This window comes from Paracoccus kondratievae, from assembly GCF_009301415.1.
GTDB classification, from domain to species: Bacteria; Pseudomonadota; Alphaproteobacteria; order Rhodobacterales; family Rhodobacteraceae; genus Paracoccus; species Paracoccus kondratievae.
Genome location: NZ_CP045072.1, coordinates 1,234,069 through 1,255,364 on the forward strand (window position 1 = coordinate 1,234,069; position 21,296 = coordinate 1,255,364).

18 protein-coding genes and 1 riboswitch are annotated in these 21,296 nt (G+C 62.6%); of the genes, 6 read left to right on the plus strand and 12 right to left on the minus strand.

What is annotated here, in order from left to right:
- Positions 1 to 277: 277 nt before the first annotated feature.
- Positions 278 to 931, plus strand: a complete 654-nt coding sequence (locus tag F8A10_RS06175; protein ID WP_010396479.1) for a GntR family transcriptional regulator — start codon at positions 278 to 280, stop codon at positions 929 to 931.
- On the opposite strand, the gene F8A10_RS06180 is transcribed toward F8A10_RS06175, so the two are convergent.
- The 7 genes from F8A10_RS06180 to F8A10_RS06210 form a co-directional block, all read right to left on the minus strand.
- Entirely contained in the window at positions 928 to 2,661 is a 1,734-nt protein-coding gene (locus F8A10_RS06180) for a SulP family inorganic anion transporter (protein ID WP_193668085.1), read from the minus strand. The two genes, F8A10_RS06175 and F8A10_RS06180, sit on opposite strands and share 4 nt — an antisense overlap.
- An 83-nt stretch (positions 2,662 to 2,744) precedes the next feature.
- A complete protein-coding gene (locus F8A10_RS06185) occupies positions 2,745 to 3,623 on the minus strand; it encodes an MBL fold metallo-hydrolase (RefSeq protein WP_152366921.1) in 879 nt (292 codons plus the stop codon).
- Positions 3,624 to 3,798: 175 nt separating this feature from the next.
- The gene (gene thiC / locus F8A10_RS06190) at positions 3,799 to 5,598 is read right to left on the minus strand and encodes a phosphomethylpyrimidine synthase ThiC (protein WP_152366922.1); all 1,800 of its coding nucleotides are present in this window, start codon (positions 5,596 to 5,598) and stop codon (positions 3,799 to 3,801) included.
- A 117-nt stretch (positions 5,599 to 5,715) separates the two neighbouring features.
- A riboswitch (TPP riboswitch) is annotated at positions 5,716 to 5,846 on the minus strand.
- A 35-nt stretch (positions 5,847 to 5,881) separates the two neighbouring features.
- Complete coding sequence (locus F8A10_RS06195) at positions 5,882 to 7,261, minus strand: efflux transporter outer membrane subunit (protein ID WP_010396487.1); 1,380 nt, start codon at positions 7,259 to 7,261, stop codon at positions 5,882 to 5,884.
- A gap of 103 nt (positions 7,262 to 7,364) precedes the next feature.
- Entirely contained in the window at positions 7,365 to 10,490 is a 3,126-nt protein-coding gene (locus F8A10_RS06200) for an efflux RND transporter permease subunit (protein ID WP_085502499.1), read from the minus strand.
- Between the two features lie 4 nt (positions 10,491 to 10,494).
- Positions 10,495 to 11,676: an efflux RND transporter periplasmic adaptor subunit gene (locus F8A10_RS06205; protein WP_010396493.1), complete on the minus strand. Its 1,182-nt coding sequence runs from the start codon at positions 11,674 to 11,676 to the stop codon at positions 10,495 to 10,497.
- 32 nt (positions 11,677 to 11,708) lie between these two features.
- Positions 11,709 to 12,239: a TetR/AcrR family transcriptional regulator gene (locus F8A10_RS06210; RefSeq protein ID WP_227493342.1), complete on the minus strand. Its 531-nt coding sequence runs from the start codon at positions 12,237 to 12,239 to the stop codon at positions 11,709 to 11,711.
- 243 nt (positions 12,240 to 12,482) lie between these two features.
- On the opposite strand from F8A10_RS06210, the gene F8A10_RS21075 reads away from it, so the two are divergent.
- The 5 genes from F8A10_RS21075 to ilvD all read left to right on the plus strand — a co-directional run bounded on the left by F8A10_RS21075 (position 12,483) and on the right by ilvD (position 16,915).
- Positions 12,483 to 12,659 carry a hypothetical protein gene (locus tag F8A10_RS21075; RefSeq protein WP_010396497.1) on the plus strand — a complete coding sequence of 59 codons (177 nt, stop codon included), beginning with the start codon at positions 12,483 to 12,485 and terminating at the stop codon, positions 12,657 to 12,659.
- A 92-nt stretch (positions 12,660 to 12,751) separates the two neighbouring features.
- On the plus strand, positions 12,752 to 13,384 hold the full coding sequence (locus F8A10_RS06215) for a lysophospholipid acyltransferase family protein (RefSeq protein ID WP_029372091.1): 633 nt from the start codon (positions 12,752 to 12,754) through the stop codon (positions 13,382 to 13,384).
- A gap of 3 nt (positions 13,385 to 13,387) precedes the next feature.
- Positions 13,388 to 14,326, plus strand: a complete 939-nt coding sequence (locus F8A10_RS06220; protein ID WP_152366923.1) for a phosphatidate cytidylyltransferase — start codon at positions 13,388 to 13,390, stop codon at positions 14,324 to 14,326.
- A complete protein-coding gene (locus tag F8A10_RS06225; protein WP_010396503.1) occupies positions 14,323 to 14,970 on the plus strand; it encodes a CDP-alcohol phosphatidyltransferase family protein in 648 nt (215 codons plus the stop codon). The genes F8A10_RS06220 and F8A10_RS06225 overlap by 4 nt, the downstream gene beginning before the upstream one ends.
- Positions 14,971 to 15,076: 106 nt before the next feature.
- The gene (gene ilvD / locus F8A10_RS06230) at positions 15,077 to 16,915 is read left to right on the plus strand and encodes a dihydroxy-acid dehydratase (protein ID WP_152366924.1); all 1,839 of its coding nucleotides are present in this window, start codon (positions 15,077 to 15,079) and stop codon (positions 16,913 to 16,915) included.
- 44 nt (positions 16,916 to 16,959) lie between these two features.
- On the opposite strand, the gene F8A10_RS06235 is transcribed toward ilvD, so the two are convergent.
- The 5 genes from F8A10_RS06235 to F8A10_RS06255 are packed head-to-tail and all read right to left on the minus strand — an operon-like array spanning position 16,960 to position 21,161.
- A complete protein-coding gene (locus F8A10_RS06235; protein WP_085502495.1) occupies positions 16,960 to 18,075 on the minus strand; it encodes a thiolase family protein in 1,116 nt (371 codons plus the stop codon).
- Positions 18,072 to 19,229 (minus strand): AMP-binding protein, encoded by a 1,158-nt coding sequence (locus F8A10_RS06240; protein ID WP_152366925.1) that lies wholly within the window; start codon positions 19,227 to 19,229, stop codon positions 18,072 to 18,074. The genes F8A10_RS06235 and F8A10_RS06240 overlap by 4 nt, the downstream gene beginning before the upstream one ends.
- Positions 19,226 to 19,801, minus strand: coding sequence for a biotin transporter BioY (locus tag F8A10_RS06245; RefSeq protein ID WP_010396512.1), 576 nt, complete (start codon positions 19,799 to 19,801; stop codon positions 19,226 to 19,228). The genes F8A10_RS06240 and F8A10_RS06245 overlap by 4 nt, the downstream gene beginning before the upstream one ends.
- 15 nt (positions 19,802 to 19,816) lie before the next feature.
- Positions 19,817 to 20,437: an energy-coupling factor transporter transmembrane component T family protein gene (locus tag F8A10_RS06250; RefSeq protein WP_152366926.1), complete on the minus strand. Its 621-nt coding sequence runs from the start codon at positions 20,435 to 20,437 to the stop codon at positions 19,817 to 19,819.
- Entirely contained in the window at positions 20,412 to 21,161 is a 750-nt protein-coding gene (locus F8A10_RS06255; RefSeq protein WP_152366927.1) for an energy-coupling factor ABC transporter ATP-binding protein, read from the minus strand. Before F8A10_RS06255 ends, F8A10_RS06250 begins: the two co-directional genes overlap by 26 nt.
- Positions 21,162 to 21,296: the final 135 nt, after the last annotated feature.

Sequence of the window (21,296 nt, forward strand, 5' to 3'; positions counted from 1 at the left end):
GCCCGTTGATCGGCCGACGCAAAAGCCCTTTTGCGGGGCGCGTCGCCATGCGACGCCCCTCAGCCACAGTTGGTGCCATGGTTCCCTCCCGTTCCTCTGGCAGCCGGCCTTACCCGGCACGACAAGCTTCCCGCATTGAGCTTGCACCTGAAATGTTAGATGATATCTTTACTAAGCGTCTATTTAGCATGTCGCATAACACCATATCGGAATTATTGAAAATTCTCCGTAGCTGAATCAGACAGACTGGCGCCAACGGGGGGACTGAATGGATGGAATGCTTAATACGCGCGCACAGGTCGCGCTGGCCGAAGCTTTGCGCCACGGCGAATTGCATGCCGGCCAATTCCTGTCGATGCCTCAGCTGGTCGATATCCTGAAACTGCCATTGGCCGCGGTGCGCGAGGCCGCGCGCCATGCCAGCAGCTCGGGTTGGCTTGAGATTATTCCCAAGCGGGGGGTCCAGATCATGGACGCCCGGCCCGGGACGATCCGCGACAGTCTCGACATGCGCATGGTGCTGGATCAAGAAGGTGCGCGGCGCCGCATTCTGGACGGTGACGAGCTCGCCCCGCTGGGCGCACTACGTCAGGCGCATGAGCAGATGCTGGCTGCCGCCCGTGGCGCGGCCACACCAGAGCTGTCACCGAATGCGATTGCAGTCGATCTGTCGCTGCATGACTTTCTGGCCGGAGGGCTGAATAATCCGCTGCTGCGCAGTTGCTATGACAGCAACCGGATCCGCATCGCGATACTTCAGCGCGTGCGCCCCTTTGTGCAAGAGCGTATCCTTTCGGCCATGGAAGAACATCTGGCAATCATTGATGCGGTCGAGCGCCGCGATATATCCGCTGCGGTCGAGGCCATCGCCTATCACTGCGAACGCACCCAGCATTGGTGGGGCGTGCCGGCCTATCACCGCGGCCGCTAAAGCGCCTCGGCCCCGCAACCCACACCTGCTAGCCGGCACATCGCCTCATGCTGGCTCAGAAACACCTGCCCGGTCAGATGGTCAAGGAACCGGCTGCGCTGCAGCCGGTCCATTACCGGCCCCTTCACCTCTGAAAGGTGGAAATGGATGCCTGTCTCGGCAAGCCGACGGTTGATCTCTTCGAGGCTTTCCAGCGCGCTGGCATCAATGTCATTCACCGCCGGACACATCAGGACCACATGGCGCAGCCCAGAACGGTCGGCCACCAATGCGGCGATGCGATCTTCAAGAAAGCGGGCATTGGCGAAATACAGGCTTTCATCCACCCGCAGGGACAGGATCCGGGGATGGGTGATAACACGGTGACGCTCAATATTGCGGTAATGCTCGGTCCCAGGCACCTGCCCGACGACAGCGGAATGCGGGTGTGAACTACGCCATTGCTGCAAGATCAGCGACAAAAGCACCCCGGCGGTGATACCCTCTTCGACGCCAAGGGTCAGGGTGACAAGGATCGTTGTGAGCATCGCCGCCCCGTCCGAGCGGCAATAGCGCAAGGTACGGATCACCGCGCTGAAATCGACCAGTGTCAGCACCGCAAGGATGATGGTCGCGGCCAGCGTCGCCTGTGGCAGATCGGCCAGCGCCGGGGTCAGAAACAGCGTTGCCAGCGCGATGCCGACAGCCGTGAACACGCCTGCAGCAGGGGTGCGCGCGCCGGCATCGAAGTTCACCACCGAGCGGGCAAATCCCCCGGTGACCGGATAGCCCGAGGTCAGCGCCGCAGCAATATTGGCGGCGCCAAGCCCGACCAGTTCTTGATCCGGCTCGATCCGTTCGCGCCGCCGCGCAGCAAGCGTCTGTGCGACAGAAACGGATTCAACAAAACCCACAACCGAAATCAGCAGCGCCGCCGGGATCAGCGCCACCACCAGATCATAGGAAAGAACCGGCAAGCCAGGGCTGGGCAGACCGCGTGGAATCGCACCGATCAGCGCCACACCCTGTCCCCCCAGATCCAGCCAGCGGGTCAGTCCGATGGTCGCGGCAATGGCAAGGATCGGCGCCGCCCGCGCAATGCCATCGGCAAGACGCGGCCCAACCCCGGCAAGCGTCAGCCAGCCTTTGAGATAGCGGCGCGAGAGGTAAAGAAAGACCAGCACCCCAGTCCCGAGGATCACAGTCCCGGGATTGATCTCGCCTGCCTGCGCCACCAATGCGAACAGGATCTGTGGCAGGGTGCCGCCACCGCCCGGCGTGCCGAGGATGTGATGCAGCTGCCCCGCCGCGATCAGGATGCCCGACGCGGTGATAAAGCCCGAGATCACCGGATGGCTAAGAAAATGCGCCAGAAACCCCAGCCGCAAAATGCCCATCACCACCAGCATCGCACCGGAAAGCGCTGCCAGCGTCACCGCAGCTGAGACGGCATCGGCAAGTCCGGCATCGACCACCGGCGCAACAGCCGAGGCCGTCATCAGCGACACCACCGCGACCGGCCCCACCGCCAGCGTGCGCGATGAGCCAAAGGCCGCATAGGCCAGCAAAGGCAGGATCGAGGCGTAAAGCCCAGCCTCGGGCGGCAGGTTGGCAAGCATGGCATAACCAAGCCCTTGCGGAATCAGCATGATCGTCACGATCACCGCCGCCAGCAGGTCGGCGGTGAAAGTCGCGCCGTCATAGCGCCTGCCCCAGTCCAGAATGGGCAACCAGCCCCGCACTCGTCTCACACCCAAACTCCCTGCCCTCGTCCTTTGGACAATAGCAGATCAGCACCGGGGCGGATCAAGCGCAAGCACCTGACTTTTCCCAGCTATTTCCAGGGGGCCTGCAACAGGTCCAGCGGGATTTTCAGATAGCGCCGCCCGTTCGCCTCGGGTTCGGGCAGACGCCCGGCGTTGATGTTGATTTGCAGCGCATGCAGGATCAGCTTGGGCATTGGCAGGGTGCGGTCGCGGGCCTCGCGCAGGGCCACGAATTCATCCTCGGTCGGCCGCTGCGACAGGTGGATATTCGTTGTCCGCTGCTTGGCCACGGTCGATTGCCAGCGCGCCTCGCGTCCGCCCTGACAGTAATCGTGGCCGGTGAAAATCCGCGTCTCATCCGGCAGGGACAGGATATCCTGAATCGATCGCCACAGGACATGTGCATCTCCGCCCGGGAAATCGGCACGGGCAGTGCCGCTGTCAGGCATGAACAGCGTGTCATGCACAAAGGCCGCATCCCCGACGACATAGGTGACCGAGGCCAGCGTATGGCCCGGTGAAAACATCACATGGGCGGGGATATTGCCGACCGAGAACCGCTCACCCGCAGCAAACAGCTTGTCCCATTGCGAGCCATCGGCAGGGAAATCAGGCCAGTTATAGAAATCCTTCCACAGGTTTTGCACCTCGACAATCTTTTCGCCGATGGCGGTCGGGGCGCCGGTCTTGCTACGCAGGTAATCGGCGGCCGAGAAGTGGTCGGCATGGGGATGGGTATCCAGAATCCACTGAACCTCATAGCCTTTATCAGCGATAAAGCTAAGGATGCGGTCGGCCTCGATGGTGGCGGTGGCACCGGATTTCTCGTCATAATCCAGCACCGGGTCGATGATGGCGCATTTTCCGGTCTCGGGGTCGGCTACGACATATTGCACCGAGCCGGTGCGCGCCTCGTAGAAGCCGGTCACTTCCGGGACATTCACCATGGGTCGTCTCGCTTTTGCTTCTTTAAACCGCAGCCGGCCAGGCCGGCCTATGGGATGACCTCTATTCAATCCCACGCCCCAGTGCCACCGAAACCATAGCTGGAAAAGACCCCGCCCCCGCGTCAGAAGGAAGCGGCCAGTAAGGCTCTGGCCGCCTCTGGTTGCTGCGCCGAGGTCAGCCCGCCTCGGTCACGGCGACGTCTTTCGCGGGCAGATACAGCGCCCCGCCCTGTCGGAATTTTTCGGCCATTTCCTCCATGCCGGCCTGACGCTCGGCCTCGGCCCGGATGTCGTGCGAAATGCGCATCGAGCAGAACTTGGGCCCGCACATCGAGCAGAAATGCGCAAGCTTATGCGCCTCTTTCGGCATGGTCTCGTCATGCATGGCGCGTGCGGTGTCAGGGTCAAGGCCAAGGTTGAACTGATCCTCCCAGCGAAACTCGAACCGTGCCCGCGACAAGGCGTCATCGCGCAGACGCGCCCCGGGATGACCCTTGGCCAGATCGGCGGCATGAGCGGCCAGCTTGTAAGTGATCACACCGGTTTTGACGTCGTCACGGTCGGGCAGACCCAGATGTTCCTTGGGCGTGACATAGCAAAGCATCGCGGTCCCGAACCAGCCAATCATCGCCGCGCCAATGCCCGAGGTGATATGATCATAGCCCGGCGCGATATCGGTGGTCAGCGGCCCAAGCGTATAGAAGGGCGCGTCATGGCAATGGCGCTGCTGCTCATCCATATTCGCCTTGATCTTATGCATGGGCACATGGCCCGGCCCCTCGATCATCACCTGGCAATCCCTGGCCCATGCGATTTTGGTCAGCTCACCCAAGGTGCGAAGCTCGGCGAATTGCGCCTCGTCATTGGCATCAGCGATCGAACCGGGGCGCAACCCGTCGCCCAGACTGAAGCTGACATCATAGGCACGCATGATGTCGCAGATTTCCTCAAAATTCTCATAGAGAAAGCTCTCACGGTGGTGATGCAGACACCATTTCGCCATGATCGAGCCTCCGCGACTGACGATCCCCGTCACCCTGCGCGCAGTCAGCGGGATCATATGCAGGCGCACCCCGGCATGGATGGTAAAGTAATCGACGCCCTGTTCGGCCTGCTCGATCAGCGTATCGCGGTAAATCTCCCAACTCAGATCCTCGGCGACGCCGCCGACCTTTTCCAGTGCCTGATACAGCGGAACCGTACCAATCGGGACCGGAGCGTTGCGGATGATCCAGTCGCGGATGTTGTGAATATTGCGCCCGGTCGAAAGGTCCATGACAGTATCGGCGCCCCAGCGGATCGCCCAGACCATCTTTTCAACCTCTTCCTCCATGCTGGAGGTGACGGCGGAATTGCCGATATTGGCATTCACCTTGACGCGAAAATTGCGGCCAATGATCATCGGCTCAAGCTCACGATGGTTGATATTGGCCGGGATGATCGCACGACCGGCAGCGATCTCGGCCCGCACGAACTCGGGCGTCACCAGATCGGGCAGATCCGCGCCCATTGGATCACCATCGCGAATATGGGCGGCCAACCTGCCTTCATTCTCGCGGATGGCGACAAATTCCATTTCTGGCGTGACGATGCCCGCACGAGCATAGGCAAGCTGAGTAATTGCCCGGTCCCCAACCGCGCGCAGCGGATCGCGGCGTTCAGGGAATGCAGGGGTCAGGCGCGCGCCCTCGGCAAACCCGTTGTCGGCAGCAGTCACGGGACGGCCCGGATAGGAGGCCACATCACCGCGCCGCAACTGCCAGTCGCCGCGCAGATCGGGCAGACCACGCGCGATATCGGCCTGCACCCCGGCATCCGTATAGGGGCCAGAGCTGTCATAGACGATCAGCGGTGCCTCGTTTGAAACCGCGATTTCGCGCATCGGCACACGAATATCGTGCACCTGCCCCGGAACATGGATCTTGCGCGATCCGGGCAGAGGGCCGGTGGTGATAGTGGGAAGGGTCTGGCTCATCTCGTTCTCCCTGAGCAGAGACCCAGCCGAGCTCGGAAGCAGAAAGGGGCCAACGGCCCCGCGAGATGCGAAAAGGGCCGGGTGGCCCGAAAGGACCACCCCGCGATCTGCGTATGGGGAAATGCCCTTCGGTCTTCCTACGCCAGTATCAACTGGGTCAGGTTCAAAGGGTCGCTTCACCGGAACCGCTATAAGACGGTCCCTGTCAGCCTCTCAGTCCCCTGGGCGGGACTCCCCTGACGTCCGGGCAGCATGGCCGTTTCCCTGCGGCCGGTCAATACCCTCAGCTGGCAGGCAGGCCGACACCGCCGGCCGAGGCTGCGCTGAGAGCGACAAAGTTCAGCGCCTGCTGACGCACCGCTGCCGCCAGTTCCTGACGGGCTGAAAGCAGGCTGCGCTCGGCATCCAGGACCGGGAAGAAATCAGCCTCGCCCAGTTCATACGAACTGCGGGTCAGGCTGACCGTCTCGCGGGCGTTATCGACCAGACGCGATTGCGCGGAAACTGCGCGAGCGTCGCGGTTATAGCCGGCCAGCGCGTTCTCGACCTCTTCGACCGCTTTCAGGACCGATGCCTGCCACGCCAGCCGCGCCTGTTCGGCACGCGCCTGCGCAGCCGACAGCCGGGCCTCATTCGCACCCCCGGTAAAGAGGGGCAGCGTGATCTGGGGCCCAAAGCCCCAGGTCTTCATGCTGCCGCCACCGCGGATATTGGTCGGCGTGATCGTGCCCGACAGGGTCAGGCGCGGATAAAAGGCGGCCTGCGCCTCGCCCACATCGGCAACTGCTGCGGCAAGGTTGCGTTCGGCCATGCGCACATCGGGGCGCACCCGGATCACATCGGCAGGTACACCGACGCTGGCGCTGTAGCGCGCGCGCGGCTGGCCACCCGTCTTGCGCAACTGCGCCGCGATATCGGTGCTGCGCCCAGCGGTCAGGGTCGCAAGCCGGTTCACCGACTGGTCAAACCCGACCTCAAGCGCGGGCAAGGCCGCCTCGGCCTGGGCAACCAGCTGCTCAGCCTGCAGCACCTCAAGGCGCGAGGCGCTGCCAAAGGCATCCTGCGTCCGCGTCATCTCAAGCGTGCGCTTGCGGCTTTGAAGGCTCTGGCGGGTCAGAGCCATCGTCTCCTGATAGTAGCGCGCATCAACATAGGCCGAGGCGATTGCGCTGGCGACGGTCAGCCGCGCCACTTCTGCCGACAGATAGGCCGCATCCAGCCGGGCCGAGGCACCCTCGCGCGCGGCGCGGTTCTGCCCAAAAAGGTCAATCAGCCACGAAACGCCCAGCGTCGCAGAGGTGGTTTCGACCACGCCGGTTTCGTTGTGCGCGCGTCCGGCCGCACCTTCGGCCTGCGCCTGCGGCAGGTCGTTTGCACCGACCAGCCGGGCATTGGCCTGCGCCTCGCGGATCGTGGCAACAGCGGTCTGGACATCAAGGTTGCGCTTTAACCCCGCTGCAATCAACGCATCCAGCCGCTTGTCGCGAAACGCTGCCCACCAGGCGTTCGAGCCGGCGCGCCGGGCCGGAGAGCTGGAGGCAAAGCTTGTAGCCACATCGGCCTTGGGCGCCGTGTAGGTGACCGGGTTACAGGCGGCAAGCGCCAGGGTCGAGACGAACCCGCCCAGGATGCCGCGACGGGAAAGAGACAAGGTATGAGTCATCCGAAACTCTCTGCTTGAAACGGCCCGGAACCGGGTCGCGGAAAAGAAGGGAAAGCACGGGCGGCCCCCGGGACCGCCCGTACCCTTGCGGCGAAGCCGGAGCCTAGCCCGCCGTATCGGCTTTTGCAGGCTTCTCAGCTTTTGCGCCGGTCAGGCGGCTGACAAGCCCAAGGACGAACACGAAGAACACCGGAACAAAAAACACAGCAAGGACGGTGGCCGCGACCATCCCACCGATCACGCCGGTACCGATCGCGTTCTGGCTGGCAGCCGAGGGTCCCGTTGCGATCGCAAGCGGCACCACGCCCAGCGTAAAGGCCAGCGAGGTCATCAGGATCGGCCGGAAGCGCAGTTTGGCCGCCTGTACCGCCGCCTCGATCAGGCTTTGACCCTGTTCGCGCAGCTCTTTGGCGAATTCGACGATCAGGATGGCGTTTTTGGCCGACAGACCGATGATCGCGATCAGGCCGACCTTGAAGTAGATGTCGTTCGGCATGTCACGCAGCATCACCGCCCCGACACACCCCAGAACGCCCAAGGGCACCACCAGCATCACCGACAGCGGAATCGACCAGCTTTCGTAAAGGCCCGAAAGCAGCAGGAAGACAAAGAGAATACTCATCGCATAAAGCAGCGTCGCCTGCGAACCGGCCTGGATCTCTTCCAGAGACTGACCAGTCCATTCATAGCCAAAGCCCTGCGGCAGTTCGGTCGCCAGACGCTCCATCTCGGCCATGGCGGCACCAGAGCTGTAGCCCGGAGCAGCAGCGCCCGCGATACGGATCGAGGGATAACCGTTATAACCCACGACCTGCGACGGCCCCTGCTCCCAGCTTACGCTTGCAAAGGACGAGAAAGGCACCATGCCACCATTGCTGTTGCGCACGGTGAGCTTCAGGATGTCCTCGGCCTGCATGCGCGAGTTTTCCTCGGCCTGCATGACCACGCGCTGCATCTTCCCGGCATTGGGGAAGTCGTTGATGTAGGCCGACCCCAGATATTGCGAGATCGTCGCCGAGATATCGGCAAAGGTCACGCCGAAGGCATTGGCCTTTTCACGGTCGATGGTGACATAGACCTGCGCGGCCGAGGGCAGACCCTCGATGCGCAGGCCGGTCGCGATGCCGTTTTCCTGCGCCTTGGCCATGATCTGCTGGGCGGCTGCAAGCAGCGCGTCCTGCCCCTGCCCACCACGGTCCTGCAGGCGGAAGCTGAAGCCGCCAGTGGAACCAAAGCCGGGAATCGGAGGCGGAGACAGCGCATAGGCCTGCGCGTCCTGATAGGTAAACATCTCCATATTCGCGGCATCAGCGATGGTCTGTGCCGACTGATCACGCTCGGCCCAGTCCTTGAAGGTGACGAACATCAGCCCGGCATTCGGCCCCTGCCCCGAAAAGCTGAAGCCCCGGATTGCCACGGTATTCTCGACCGCGTCGTTGCGCTGGAACATCTGTGCGGCCTGCGTCAGCACCTCATCGGTGCGGTTCGAACTGGCCGTCGGCGGGGTCTGGATATCGGTAATGATAAAGCCCTGATCCTCGTTCGGCAAAAAGCTGGTCGGCAGGCGCAGAAAGCCCATGGCCGTCGCTCCGACAAGCGCCAGATAAAAGACCATCATCACCAGCCGCCGCCTCGTGACAAAGCCGACCACGCGGGTATAGCGGTTGGTCAGCCGGTCGAAGTTGCGGTTAAACCAGCCAAAGAAACCTTTTTTCTCGTGATGGCCATTGATGGGCTTGAGGAAGGTCGCGCAAAGCGCCGGCGTCAGCGTCAGCGCGAGGAAGGCCGAGAACAGGATCGACACCACCATGGTCAGCGCGAACTGGCGATAAATGATACCCGACGAACCGGGGAAAAAGGCCATAGGCACAAAGACCGCCGCCAGGACCAGCGTGATGCCGACGATAGCGCCCGAGATCTGGTCCATGGCTTTTTCCGTCGCCTCACGTGGCGGCAAACCCTCGCTTGCCATGATGCGTTCGACGTTCTCGATCACCACGATCGCGTCATCGACAAGGATGCCGATGGCCAGCACCATGGCGAACATGGTCAGCACGTTGATCGAAAAGCCCGCCGCCAGCATGACGGCCACCGTTCCCATCAACGCGATGGGCACCACAACGGTCGGGATGATCGTATAGCGAAAGTTCTGCAAGAACAGGAACATCACCAGGAAAACCAGTCCCACCGCCTCTAGCAGCGTATGCAGAACCTTTTCGATCGAGGCCTCGACGAAAGGTGTGGTGTCATAGGGAATGGTGTAGGTGACCCCATCCGGAAAGAAGCGGGACAGTTCCTCCATCTTCTCATGCACCGCCTCCGAGGTGTTCAGCGCGTTACCGGTCGTCGAAAGCTGGATACCCAGCGCCGCCGCCGGCTTGCCGTTGATACGCGACGAGAAGCTGTAGCTCTCTGCCCCGATTTCAAGCCGCGCCACGTCGCGCAAAAGCACGGTCGAGCCGTCGGGATTGGCGCGCAGCACGATGTTACCGAATTCATCGACATCGTCGAGCTGACCCTTGATCAGCACGGTCGCGGTCAGCTGCTGGCCGATGGGGTTCGGGTCTGCGCCGACCTTGCCTGCCGCAACCTGCGCGTTCTGCGCCCGTACCGCTGCCACGATCTCGGCCGAGCTGAGGTTAAGCCCGGTCATCTTGGTCGGGTCGACCCAGATGCGCAGTGCACGTTCCGGCGCAAAGACCTGTGCGCGACCGACACCCTCAATGCGGCGTATCTCGCCCACCACGTTGCGGTTCAGGTAATCCCCAAGCGCGATGTCGTTCAGCGTGCCGTCATCAGAGGTCAGAGCAACCAACATCAAAAAGCCGGTGCCCGCCTCTTCGATCAGGATACCCTGATCAACCACACTTTGCGGCAACAGAGGTTCGACCCGGGCGACCGCGTTCTGCACATCGACCTGAGCGCGGGCAACGTCGGTTCCCGGTTCGAATGTCGCGGTGATCGACATGGCGCCCGAAGAATCCGAAACGGATTCGTAATAGGCCAGCCCTTCGACGCCGTTCAGCTCATCCTCGATGGGCTGGGCGACGGCGCGGTTGATCTCGCCCGGCGCGGCACCGGTGTAGGCGGTCGAAATGGTGATCTGTGGCCATGCCACCTGCGGGTATTGCGCGACCGGGATCAGCGGCAGGGACAAAATCCCCGCGATGACGAAAAAGATCGCGATTACCCAGGCGAGCACTGGCCGGTGAATGAAGAACCGTGCCATCCGCTTACTCCTGCGCTGCGGGCTGAGCGGATTCTTCCGCAGCGGCCGGGGCTTCGGTTGCAGCCGGCGCATTTGCCGGGAGCGCAACCACCTTGGCGTCGGGATACAGCTTTTGTGCACCCGCAACCACAACCCGGTCGCCCGGCTTCAGCCCCGCTTCGACCAGCCAGCGGTTATCGGTGGTCTGGCCAAGGGTCACATTGCGGCGCTCGACAGTTTCGTCATCCTTCATCGCATAGACATAGGCCTGACCCGACTGGTCGCGCTGCACCGCCATTTGCGGCACGATCAGGGCGTTGTCGCGTACCGCCTGTTCAATCCGCACGCGGACGTAAAGACCCGGCAGCAGATCGCCCTCGGGGTTCGGGAACTCGGCCCGCAGCGTGATCTGCCCGGTCGAGCTGTCCACGCTTGCTTCCGAGAACAGCAGTTTGCCCGAATGGGTATATTCCGTGCCGTCATCAAAGATCAGCCGTACCTCGGCTTCATCAGACGAAAGCATCGCAAGCTGCCCCGCAGCCAAAGCGCGGCGCAAGGCAAAAAGCTCGGACGAGGATTGGGTAAAGTCCACATAGACCGGGTCAAGCTGCTGGATCGTCGCCATGATGTCGGTCTGGGCGTTGACCAGCGCGCCCTCGGTCACCAGCGCGCGGCCGACGACGCCCGAAATCGGAGCCGTAACATCTGTGTAGCTGCGATTCAGTTCGGCCTCTTGCAGCGAGGCACGCGCAATGGCGACATCGGCCTCTGCCTGCGCAAGGGCGGTCGTCGCGTTGTCCAGATCGACGCCCGCCGTCACCTTGCGTTCGCGCAGGGCACGAGCCCGCTTTTCCTGATCGGCAGCGTTCAGCGCCGTTGCCTGGGCCCGCGCAAGCGTCCCCTTGGCACTGGCCACACGTACGTCATAGGGCGCGGGGTCGATGCGATAAAGAACGTCGCCCGCCTCGACCTTGCCGCCCTGTTCAAAGACGCGCTCAATGACGATACCGCCGACCCGCGGCCGCACTTCGGCGATGCGGGTGGCGGCAACACGGCCCGGCAGCTCGTTGATTACCGGCAATGCTTCGGGCTGGATTTCCAGTACGCTGACCTGCGGCGGCGGCAGCTGCTGGGCCAGAGCAGGCCCCATCAGCAGACAGCAAAGCACGAACCCGGCGCCCAGGCCGGGAAAAATTGGTTTTTTCATAGGGTCTTTCCTGTGAACCTCAGTGTGGGAGGTCAGTCTCCGTTTGCGCCAGGATCGCTTTCCGCGATCGCCATCAATTCATCGAGAATGTCATCACGGGTTTCCTGATCGAACCGGCTGAAACCGAAAAATTCGAGAAACGCCATGCCATGCAGGGCCAGAAGCGTCATGAGCATCCGTTTGCGGTCTCCGGCCTGTTCGGCAACGGCCTGGATGTCGCCAGAGATCACCTCTCGCATGATCTCACGGCATTCGGCATGTTCGCCCATGCTCGCACTGATCAGCAATGCGATTTCAAGCTCTTCCTCGGTCGGAACCCGGCGGCATTTGTCGATCAGCGTCAGCAGCATGGTATTTGGCTTGCCTTCATGTCGCGCCTGAATTTCAGCGAAAACCTCACGGTGCTGGGCCATCTTGTGACGTATGAAAGCGGCAAGCAGCCCGGCCTTGCTTTCGCAATCATAAACCACGCTGGATTTACTGATTCCGGCCTCTTTGGCGACTGCATCAATGCTGAGACCGGCCGCACCGACACGTCGGGCCACCCTTTCGATGGCGGACATCAGTTCATCGCGGCTGATGGTTCGTTTGCGGCCCAAAATCGCCTCCACCATTTCCGTATGACCGTTCGTTTATTGACAGGATGGTCCCGAGTCAACCGCCAGAACTTCCCACACGGAAAGGTGAACGGCGTGTGGGTGTGTCCATGAATCCACAGATGTCCACACCATCCAAAGGTCGTACTTCCTTACCGCCACTGACGCCGTCCACAGTGCACATATGGAACAAGAACGAGGGATGAGATCATGAAAGGCACAGTCATTCTGACAGGTCGCAATGGTGCGCTGGTCTCGGGCGAATATGAGGTCAGCGGCGACACACTTCGCGTTTCCTATGGCGGAAATGAACGCGAGGTCCGTATCGACGGCGGGTCGGTCGACCATCTGGCGCAGGCGCTTTTGCGCGATCTGTGGCTGGGGTAAGCAGACCCTGACGCCGTAGCATGCGTCACCCCCTTCCGTCTTGACCGGGTTTCATGCAAGAACCTGACTAAACGGACTGACCTGGGGGTTAGATGACGGCGACAATCGCAGCCAGAATGACCCGCGCCGGACTGGTTGCTGCGGCGCGAGTGCTGCTAAGCCTGCGGGCCATCGACCTGCCCCCTAAAGGCAGCGGGCCGCGCGTTCTTGTTGCCAACCACGTCAGCCATGCAGATTTCGTGGCGCTTTGGTCGGTTCTGCCGAAACAGTTGCGATTGCAAACCCGGCCAGTCGCGGGCGCGGATTATTGGGAACGTTCGGACCTGCGGCGCTGGACCGCCAATCATGTATTCCGCGCCGTGCTTATCGATCGTGACCCGGCCAGCCGGCGCTCGGACCCGGTCGAAGCGGTGGCCGAGGTGCTGCGCAGCGGCGAGGACGTGATCTTTTTCCCCGAAGGTACGCGCAATCTGACCGACGCGCGGCTATTGCCGCTGAAATCGGGCATCTACCACCTTGCCCGCACCGTCCCCGAGGTAGAAATCGTGCCGGCCTGGATCCTGAACCTTGACCGCATTCTGCCCAAAGGGGCCTTTCTGCCGGTGCCTCTGAATTGCGCTGTGCGTTTTGGCACCCCGATGCAGGTCGGGCCGGGCGAAAGCCGCGAAGATTTCCTGAACCGCCTCTCATCCGCCATGCTGGCGCTGGCCGAGGCAAAGGGCTGATCCATGGACCGTTTCCACTCGCCTTCTGCCTATGTGTTCTACGGGCTTTTCGCCTTTCTGATCCTTGCCACACTGGTCGCGCAATTCCTGATCCGTTCGGGCAGGGTCACCGAACCAACGGCGGGGAACCTGACCCAGCGCATTCGCGCATGGTGGGTGATGATCGGCGTGCTTGCCCTGATCTTTACCCTTGGCGCGGGGGCAATCACGCTGTTCTTTGCACTGTGTTCGATGGCGGCACTGCGTGAATTTGCCACCATCACCCATACCCGGCGCGACGATCATGACGGGCTGGCCATCGCCTTTTACCTGATCCTGCCTTTGCAATATCTGCTGGTCTATTTCGAAGTCCCGGTCTTTGCCGCGCTGCTGATCCCGGTTTACAGCTTTCTGCTGCTGCCGGTCATCACCGTGTTTAAAGGCGAGGTGCAGGGCTTTCTGACCCGCGTGTCAGAAACACAATGGGGGCTTATGGTCTGCGTCTATTGCGTGTCGCATATCCCGGCGATTCTGACACTGGACATCCCGTTTTACCGCTACAGCGCCTTTACGCTGGTCGCATGGCTGATCCTGGTCGTGCAAGCCTCGGATGTGCTGCAATATATCTGGGGCAAGAGCATCGGCCGCCACCTGCTGGCCCCGCGCGTCTCACCCTCGAAAACGGTTGAGGGGCTGGTCGGAGGCATGCTGAGCGCCACGGTTCTGGGGATGGCGCTGACGCCGATCACCCCTTTCCGCTGGTGGGAGGCAGGGCTGATCGCCCTGACCGTTACCGGCTTTGGCACTTTGGGCGGGCTGATCATGTCAGCGATCAAACGCGACCGCGGGGTCAAGGACTGGGGTACACTGGTCCAGGGGCATGGAGGCATTCTTGACCGGCTGGACAGTCTGGTCTTTTCGGCTCCGGTATTTTTGCACATTCTTGCTTGGGGGTGGATGTGACCGAGGATTTCAGCCGGCGCCCGATCGCCAGCCGCAATACGAAATGGGCAGCGCGGGTCACCCGATGGCTGGTCGCGCGCCAGATCGAGCCGAACCGCATCTCCATGGGTTCGGTCGTGGCGGCAGTGCTTGCGGGTGCGGCCTTTGCCCTGTCCGCACTTGTCGGCTCGCAATGGGCAGCGGGGCTGCTGTTGCTTCTGGGGGCGCTCTTTTGTCAGCTGCGCCTGCTTTGCAATCTATTTGACGGGCTGGTCGCGGTCGAAGGCGGCATGGGGTCACCCGATGGCGCTTTCTGGAACGAAGTACCGGACCGGCTGTCGGATGTGCTGATCCTGACCGGCTTTGGCATGGCGGCAGGCTATTGGGGTGTTGGCCTGCTTGCCGGGGCGCTGGCGATCACTACCGCCTACCTGAGGGAGTTTGGCCGGGCGGCGGGGCTGGGGTCGGATTTCCGCGGGCCGGGTTCAAAATCGCATCGCATGGCGGCGGTAACGATTGGCGCGCTGGCTCAGATCCTGGCTTGGGTTGCCGGGCTTGGCTGGCCGGTGCTGAGCTGGACGCTGTGGCTTGTGGTGGCTCTGGTCGCGGTAACTATCCTGCGACGCAGCCAGCGCATACTTGACGGGTTGACGGGCCAGGCGTGAATTCGGGGCTGTCCCTGCCCGCTTGGCGTGATAAGGGATAACTTCGCCAATTCCTTCGTGATACTGGCCGCTCAGCACGGACAATCAGACGACAGAGAACCCAGCCATGCCCGCATATCGTTCCCGCACCACCACCCATGGCCGCAATATGGCAGGGGCCCGCGGCCTCTGGCGTGCGACCGGGGTGAAAAACAGCGATTTCGGCAAACCGATCATCGCGATTGTAAACAGTTTTACCCAGTTCGTGCCGGGACATGTGCACCTGAAGGACCTGGGCCAGATGGTTGCGCGCGAGGTCGAAGCGGCTGGCGGTATCGCCAAAGAGTTCAACACCATCGCGGTCGATGACGGTATCGCCATGGGCCATGACGGCATGCTTTATTCGCTGCCTTCGCGCGAACTGATCGCCGACTCGGTTGAATATATGGTCAACGCGCATTGCGCCGATGCCATGGTCTGTATCTCGAACTGCGACAAGATCACCCCCGGCATGCTGATGGCAGCAATGCGGGTGAACATCCCGACGATCTTTGTCTCGGGCGGACCGATGGAGGCGGGCAAGGTCACGCTGGGCGATGGCCGCAAGGTCGCGCTGGATCTGGTCGATGCCATGGTCGCTGCGGCTGATGACAAAGTGTCGGACGCAGATCTGACCGCTATCGAAGAGGCCGCCTGCCCGACCTGCGGCTCGTGCTCGGGGATGTTCACCGCCAACTCAATGAACTGCCTGACCGAGGCGCTGGGGCTGTCGCTGCCCGGCAACGGCTCGACCCTGGCAACCCACGCCTATCGCAAGAACCTGTTCCTTGAGGCTGGCCGGCGTATCGTCGACATCACCCGCCGCTATTATGAACAGGATGATGCCTCGGTCCTGCCACGCTCGGTCGCCAGCAAGGCCGCATTCTATAACGCCATGTCGCTGGATATCGCCATGGGCGGTTCGACGAACACCGTGTTGCACCTGCTTGCGGTCGCGCAGGAAGGCGGGGTCGATTTCACCATGGACGACATCGACGCCCTGTCGCGCAAGGTGCCCTGCCTGTGCAAGGTCGCGCCGAACAAGGCCGATGTGCATATGGAGGACGTCCATCGCGCCGGCGGCATCATGGCGATCATGGGCGAGCTTGACCGCGCCGGACTTGTCGATCGTAATTGCACCACGGTCCATGCCCCGACCATCGGCGCGGCTATCGACCAATGGGATATCGTGCGCAGCAACGATCCGCAGACGCGCCAGCTGTTCATGGCCGCGCCGGGCGGCGTACCGACACAGGTGGCGTTCAGCCAATCCTCACTCTGGCCCGATCTGGATCTGGACCGCGAAAAGGGCGTTATCCGTTCAGCCAAAACCCCGTTCTCAAAGGACGGCGGTCTGGCAGTGCTCAAAGGCAATCTGGCCGTCGATGGCTGCATCGTAAAGACCGCAGGCGTGGACGAATCCATCCTGGTCTTTTCGGGCAGGGCCAAGGTCTATGAAAGCCAGGACGCGGCTGTCTCGGGCATCCTGACCGGCAAAGTCGAGGCCGGGGATGTGGTCGTCATCCGTTACGAAGGACCCAAAGGTGGGCCGGGCATGCAGGAAATGCTCTATCCGACCAGCTACCTGAAATCCAAGGGGCTTGGAAAAGCCTGCGCGCTGATCACCGACGGCCGTTTTTCGGGCGGGACCTCCGGCCTGTCCATCGGCCATGTCAGCCCCGAAGCCGCTGCCGGCGGCATCATCGGTCTGGTGCATGACGGTGACCTGATCGAGATCGACATTCCCAACCGCTCGATCCGTCTGGCGGTCCCGGATGACGAGCTGGCCGCCCGTCGCGCCGAACAAGAGACCCGGGGCTGGAAACCCGCGCAGCCGCGCCAGCGTCAGGTTTCGGGCGCGCTTAAGGTCTATGCACAATTCGCTGCCTCGGCCGACAAGGGTGCGGTGCGTATCCTGCCCGAGTAAGCCCATAGGGCGCGGCCGCTTTGGCGGAGGTCGCGCCCGATCTATCACTGGCCCAGCCGCTCAAGCACAACCGCCGTGCCAATCCCGCCCGCAGCAGCGATGGCGGCCAGGCCTCGCTGACCGGGCAAGCCCAGCTCATGGCACAGACGCACGAGGTTGATTGCCCCCGATGCGCCAATCGGGTGACCCCGCGCAAGCGCCCCGCCGCCGCGATTGATCAGCGTCTGCGGCAGATCAGTCAGCTGGGCGCAGGCGATTGCCTGAACGGCAAAGGCTTCCATCATCTCGACAGCTTCAAAAGAGGTGGGGCAAAGGTCGGTCGCCGCCATGACGGCGCGGATCGCGCCGACCGGGGCAAGACCCGGCAATTCAGGATCAGCCCCGCACGTCGCCCCGGCAAGCATACGCCAGCCGCTGTGCGCAAGCTTTTGCGCCAGCCGCGCTGAAACCATCAGGCAGAACCCTGCCCCATCGGCCGCAACCGCAGCATTTGCGGTGGTGATACTGCCCCGTAACACCGGCGCGCGGCTACAAAGCCGCTCTGTCATTGAGCGTGCGAACGGATCACTATCGATCCCCGCAATCGCTGTAATCTCAGACCGCATATGTATCCTGGCGGCAAGCGCCCGCGCGTGGCTTGCGATGGACCACTGGTCCTGAACCTCGCGCGTGATCCCGAGCCGCAGCGATATGGCCTCGGCCGCCGCGACCATATCAGGATCGCGTTCGGGCCATGGCGTAAAGGACGGCTGGTCATAGGCCTCGGGCGCGCCGCCCTCTGGATCGGTGCGCAGCCGAAGCGGGCGTCGGGAATAGCTTTCAACCCCGCCCGCAATGACAACCTCGCATTGACCCGAGCGGATCAGGGCATCGGCCAGCATGACCGCATCCATGCCCCCGCAGCATTGCCGGTCGATCGACAGGCCGGCCACCCGCTCGGCCAGCCCCGCCGCCAGCGCCACCACCCGGGCAGGATTGCCCCCGCCGCCAAGCGCGTTCGACAAAATCAGCTCATCGACATTATCTGCTGCCAGCCCAGCATCGCGCAGCAGATCCGCGATGACCGGAGCAGCGATCTGGTGCAGCTCAAGCGCGCGGAAAGCGCCGTTACGCGGCACGACAGCACTGCGACGCGCAGCAAGGATGACAGGATCGCTCATGCTTTTGCCCCAAAGCAGCGTGCCAGCGACGCCAGATCCGGCTTGCCCGAGGCAAGCACTGGCAGACGCGGCAAAAAGATGATGCGACGCGGGGCAGCGTGATCCCCCAGCGCCTCGCGGCAGGCCCGGCGCAGTCGCGCTGCCAGCGTATCATCGCCATGCCCCTCAACCACCGCAAGGACGGAATGGCCGCGCCGTGGGTCCGGGACCGCAAGAGCCGCGCAAAGCCCCGCCCCGGCTGTAGCCAGCGCCGCCTCGACATCCTCAAGGAAAAGGTTCCGATCCGCGACCAGAACCATGCGGCTTTCTCTGCCCCGCAGGAAAAGATGGCCTGCCCCGTCCAGCCAACCGATATCACCGGTGACAAGGTGGCCTTCCTCCCGGGGAGGCAGTGGCAGGTCTGGCTCGGCATAGCCGTCAAAAAGATACGGACTCGCGACCGCGATCCGCCCTGCGGGGCCCAGGTGCAGGCTCACCCCCGGATAGGCACGACCCACCGAGTCTTCGGGCGTCGCACCGTCAGCCATGGTGATGAAACTGGTCTCCGAGGTGCCGTAAAACTCGCGGATCACGGCATTCGGGCACAGCGCCGCCATCGCCGCGCGGCAATCGGGATCCAGCTTGCCACCGCCGCAAAACACATGGGTCAAACTGTGCAACGGACCCGCATCCGCCATCAGCAAGCGTCGCAATTGCGCGGGCGTCGCATAAAGCACCGTCGCCGCACTATCCGTTAGTTGCCGCATTTGGCTGTGTGGGCTGTCTCCGGCAAGCAGCAACAGCCCCGCGCCAAGATGCAGCGCCTCTAACGTCGCATAAAGCGCCAGTGAGTGGCCAAGCTGGCCCAGCACTGCATAGCGGTCGCGCGGTGAAAGGCCAAAGGCGGCACGGCTGATCTCAAAGCTTGCGATCCATGAGCCATGACTGCGCCGGATTGTCTTGACGCGCCCGCCCGAGCCCGAGCTTTGACAGAAAAGCCAAGGCGCAGGCTGGGGCCCGGCCGGGCGGATGCCCTGATGGCTGGCATGGACCGGCAACCCTTGCGCTAGGCAGTCAAGAAGCGCCGTCGCAACCGGCGCATTCTGTCCACGCAGCCCGTAACTGAGAACTGCTTCGCGCCGGGCCGGGACAAAGCGGGCCGTCGCCGGATTCACAGGCGGAAATCGCGCGGACCTGCCGGGACACGATGCCAGGCAAGCATCTGCGGCCTTACCCTTGCCAAAGCCTGCACAAGCATACCGGTGATCGCCGCCTTTAACAGATCACCCGGAATAAAGACCGCAACGAGGCGGAATGCTTCGATCAGGCTTTTGCCGCTGACAAGGGCTAGCCCGCTGGCCCCAAGCAGATAAAGGACTAGGATCCCACCAAAGACCGCCCCCAGCCCAGCCGCCAGCCCCGCCGAATGCAGCCGCACATGTTCGACGAACAGCCCGGTTGCAAAGGCCGCGACCGGAAACCCAAGTGCAAATCCTGCTGTCGGCGAGACAAAAACGCCGAGCCCCCCGCGCCCACCAGCAAGAAGCGGCAGGCCAAGCGCAACCAGCAGCAAAAACAGCCCGGCCGCCGCAGCGCCACGCCGCGCCCCAAGGACCGCACCAGCCAGCATGACGCCCAACGTCTGGGCAGTGATCGGCACGCCAAAGCCAAGCGTGATCTGCGGCACCAGCCCCAGCGCCGCAATCATGGCCGCGAACAGGGCGATCTGGGCGATATTCCGTTCCATTCGGTTTCTCCGGTCTCAGGGTTCCTGTTGGGGAGAGCCAAGCGGCCCGCCGCGTGCCCGCAAAGCTTCTCCGACATGATCGGCGTCGTCCAGAGCTTGCAGCGTCAAGGGCAGGATCAGCCTCCAGCCCGGACGGCGGCAAGATCGGGCGCGCCAGGCCTCGGCCAGCGTTCCGGCCCGCTCGACAATGACTGGCGTAAAGCGGATGACAAGCGGGATGGCCGTATCAAGCAGATGCACGGGTAGGCCCAACCGGCCAAGGGGCGCTGTCAGGTGTTGCAGCACCTCGACCAGATCCTCAAGCCCTGTGGTCATGGTAACAAGATTGGCGAGCCCGATCAGCGTCACCATACGCAACGTGATCAACGCCCCGCTTTGCCAGTCCCCCGTTACCCCATGCCAGACAAGCAGGATAAGGACAAAGGGCACAACCACCCGCATCCCGCACATGCCCGCGCGGAAAAAGGCTGTGCCCGGTGCGGCGTAAAGCGCCAGAACCAACAGCAGCGCCGTCACATGAACGACCATACTGCCAGTCAGGAACAGCCCGGTCGATGCAAGGCACAGCCCCGCAAGCTTGAGCCCCGCCGGCCAGTGATGGGCGCGTGTCTTAACCGGCGAGGTCAGCGATATCATCCAGATCCCCCAGACGGATCATCTCGGCCGTAAAGCGCGGCAGGACCTCAGCCGGCGTACCTTGGGCAACGATGCGACCACGGTCCAACCAGAACAATTCCTTACAATCTTCAAGATCCGATGGCTCGTGCGAAATATGCAGCAACCGCGTATTGACCCGCCGCAGGTAGCGCGCAAGTTGGCGGCGGGTCGGGATGTCAAGCCCGGCATAAGGTTCATCAAGGATCAGAAGCCGTGGGCGCATCGCCAACACCGCCATCATGCAGACGAGATGCTTCTGTCCCTGTGACAGCGCCGAGATCGGGGCATCCTTCCAGTGCAGCTTGTCAAAACTGTGCAGCACGGCCTCGGCCCTCGCGGCGGCTGCATGTTTGTCCAGGCCCTGTTGCCGCAAGCCGAAAGCGATTTCTTCGCTAACGCGCGGAAAGATAATCTGATGCTCAGGGTTCTGAAAGAGGATACCTACTGTCGCAAGCGCTTCACGGCGATCCCTGAAAATATCATGTCCTCCGATGCGAATGGTCCCCGAACTCGGGGCTATCAGTCCGGCAAGCAGCCGCGCCAACGTGCTTTTCCCCGAGCCATTGCGGCCGACCACACCGATACGCCGCGCAGTCGAGTATAATGTCAGCCCTGAGAGCACAGGACGGCCTGCAACTTCATGGCCCACCTCGTCGAGATGGATGGCCAGGTCTGCGCTATCGTCCTCGGGTCGTTCCTGCATCGTCCGGATCTCATGCTTTCTCGGCACCGCCGAATATCCCGGCCCTTTAATCGCAGATGTGCGTCCAGAGAAAGGCAGGATTACGATCACTGTCTTGCAGAGCGTCGTCAGGGAGAGCGCGGTAGTCACACTCGC

Bases quoted from the DNA above. Each gene is read 5' to 3' on its own strand.
- F8A10_RS06175 (WP_010396479.1), top strand. From the start codon at position 278: ATGCTTAATACGCGCGCACAGGTCGCGCTGGCCGAAGCTTTGCGCCAC.
- F8A10_RS06185 (WP_152366921.1), bottom strand. From the start codon at position 3,623: ATGGTGAATGTCCCGGAAGTGACCGGCTTCTACGAGGCGCGCACCGGC.
- thiC (WP_152366922.1), bottom strand. From the start codon at position 5,598: ATGAGCCAGACCCTTCCCACTATCACCACCGGCCCTCTGCCCGGATCG.
- F8A10_RS06195 (WP_010396487.1), bottom strand. From the start codon at position 7,261: ATGACTCATACCTTGTCTCTTTCCCGTCGCGGCATCCTGGGCGGGTTC.
- F8A10_RS06200 (WP_085502499.1), bottom strand. From the start codon at position 10,490: ATGGCACGGTTCTTCATTCACCGGCCAGTGCTCGCCTGGGTAATCGCG.
- F8A10_RS06205 (WP_010396493.1), bottom strand. From the start codon at position 11,676: ATGAAAAAACCAATTTTTCCCGGCCTGGGCGCCGGGTTCGTGCTTTGC.
- F8A10_RS06210 (WP_227493342.1), bottom strand. From the start codon at position 12,239: ATGTCCGCCATCGAAAGGGTGGCCCGACGTGTCGGTGCGGCCGGTCTC.
- F8A10_RS21075 (WP_010396497.1), top strand. From the start codon at position 12,483: ATGAAAGGCACAGTCATTCTGACAGGTCGCAATGGTGCGCTGGTCTCG.
- F8A10_RS06215 (WP_029372091.1), top strand. From the start codon at position 12,752: ATGACGGCGACAATCGCAGCCAGAATGACCCGCGCCGGACTGGTTGCT.
- F8A10_RS06220 (WP_152366923.1), top strand. From the start codon at position 13,388: ATGGACCGTTTCCACTCGCCTTCTGCCTATGTGTTCTACGGGCTTTTC.
- ilvD (WP_152366924.1), top strand. From the start codon at position 15,077: ATGCCCGCATATCGTTCCCGCACCACCACCCATGGCCGCAATATGGCA.
- F8A10_RS06235 (WP_085502495.1), bottom strand. From the start codon at position 18,075: ATGAGCGATCCTGTCATCCTTGCTGCGCGTCGCAGTGCTGTCGTGCCG.
- F8A10_RS06245 (WP_010396512.1), bottom strand. From the start codon at position 19,801: ATGGAACGGAATATCGCCCAGATCGCCCTGTTCGCGGCCATGATTGCG.
- F8A10_RS06250 (WP_152366926.1), bottom strand. From the start codon at position 20,437: ATGATATCGCTGACCTCGCCGGTTAAGACACGCGCCCATCACTGGCCG.
- F8A10_RS06255 (WP_152366927.1), bottom strand. From the start codon at position 21,161: ATGCAGGAACGACCCGAGGACGATAGCGCAGACCTGGCCATCCATCTC.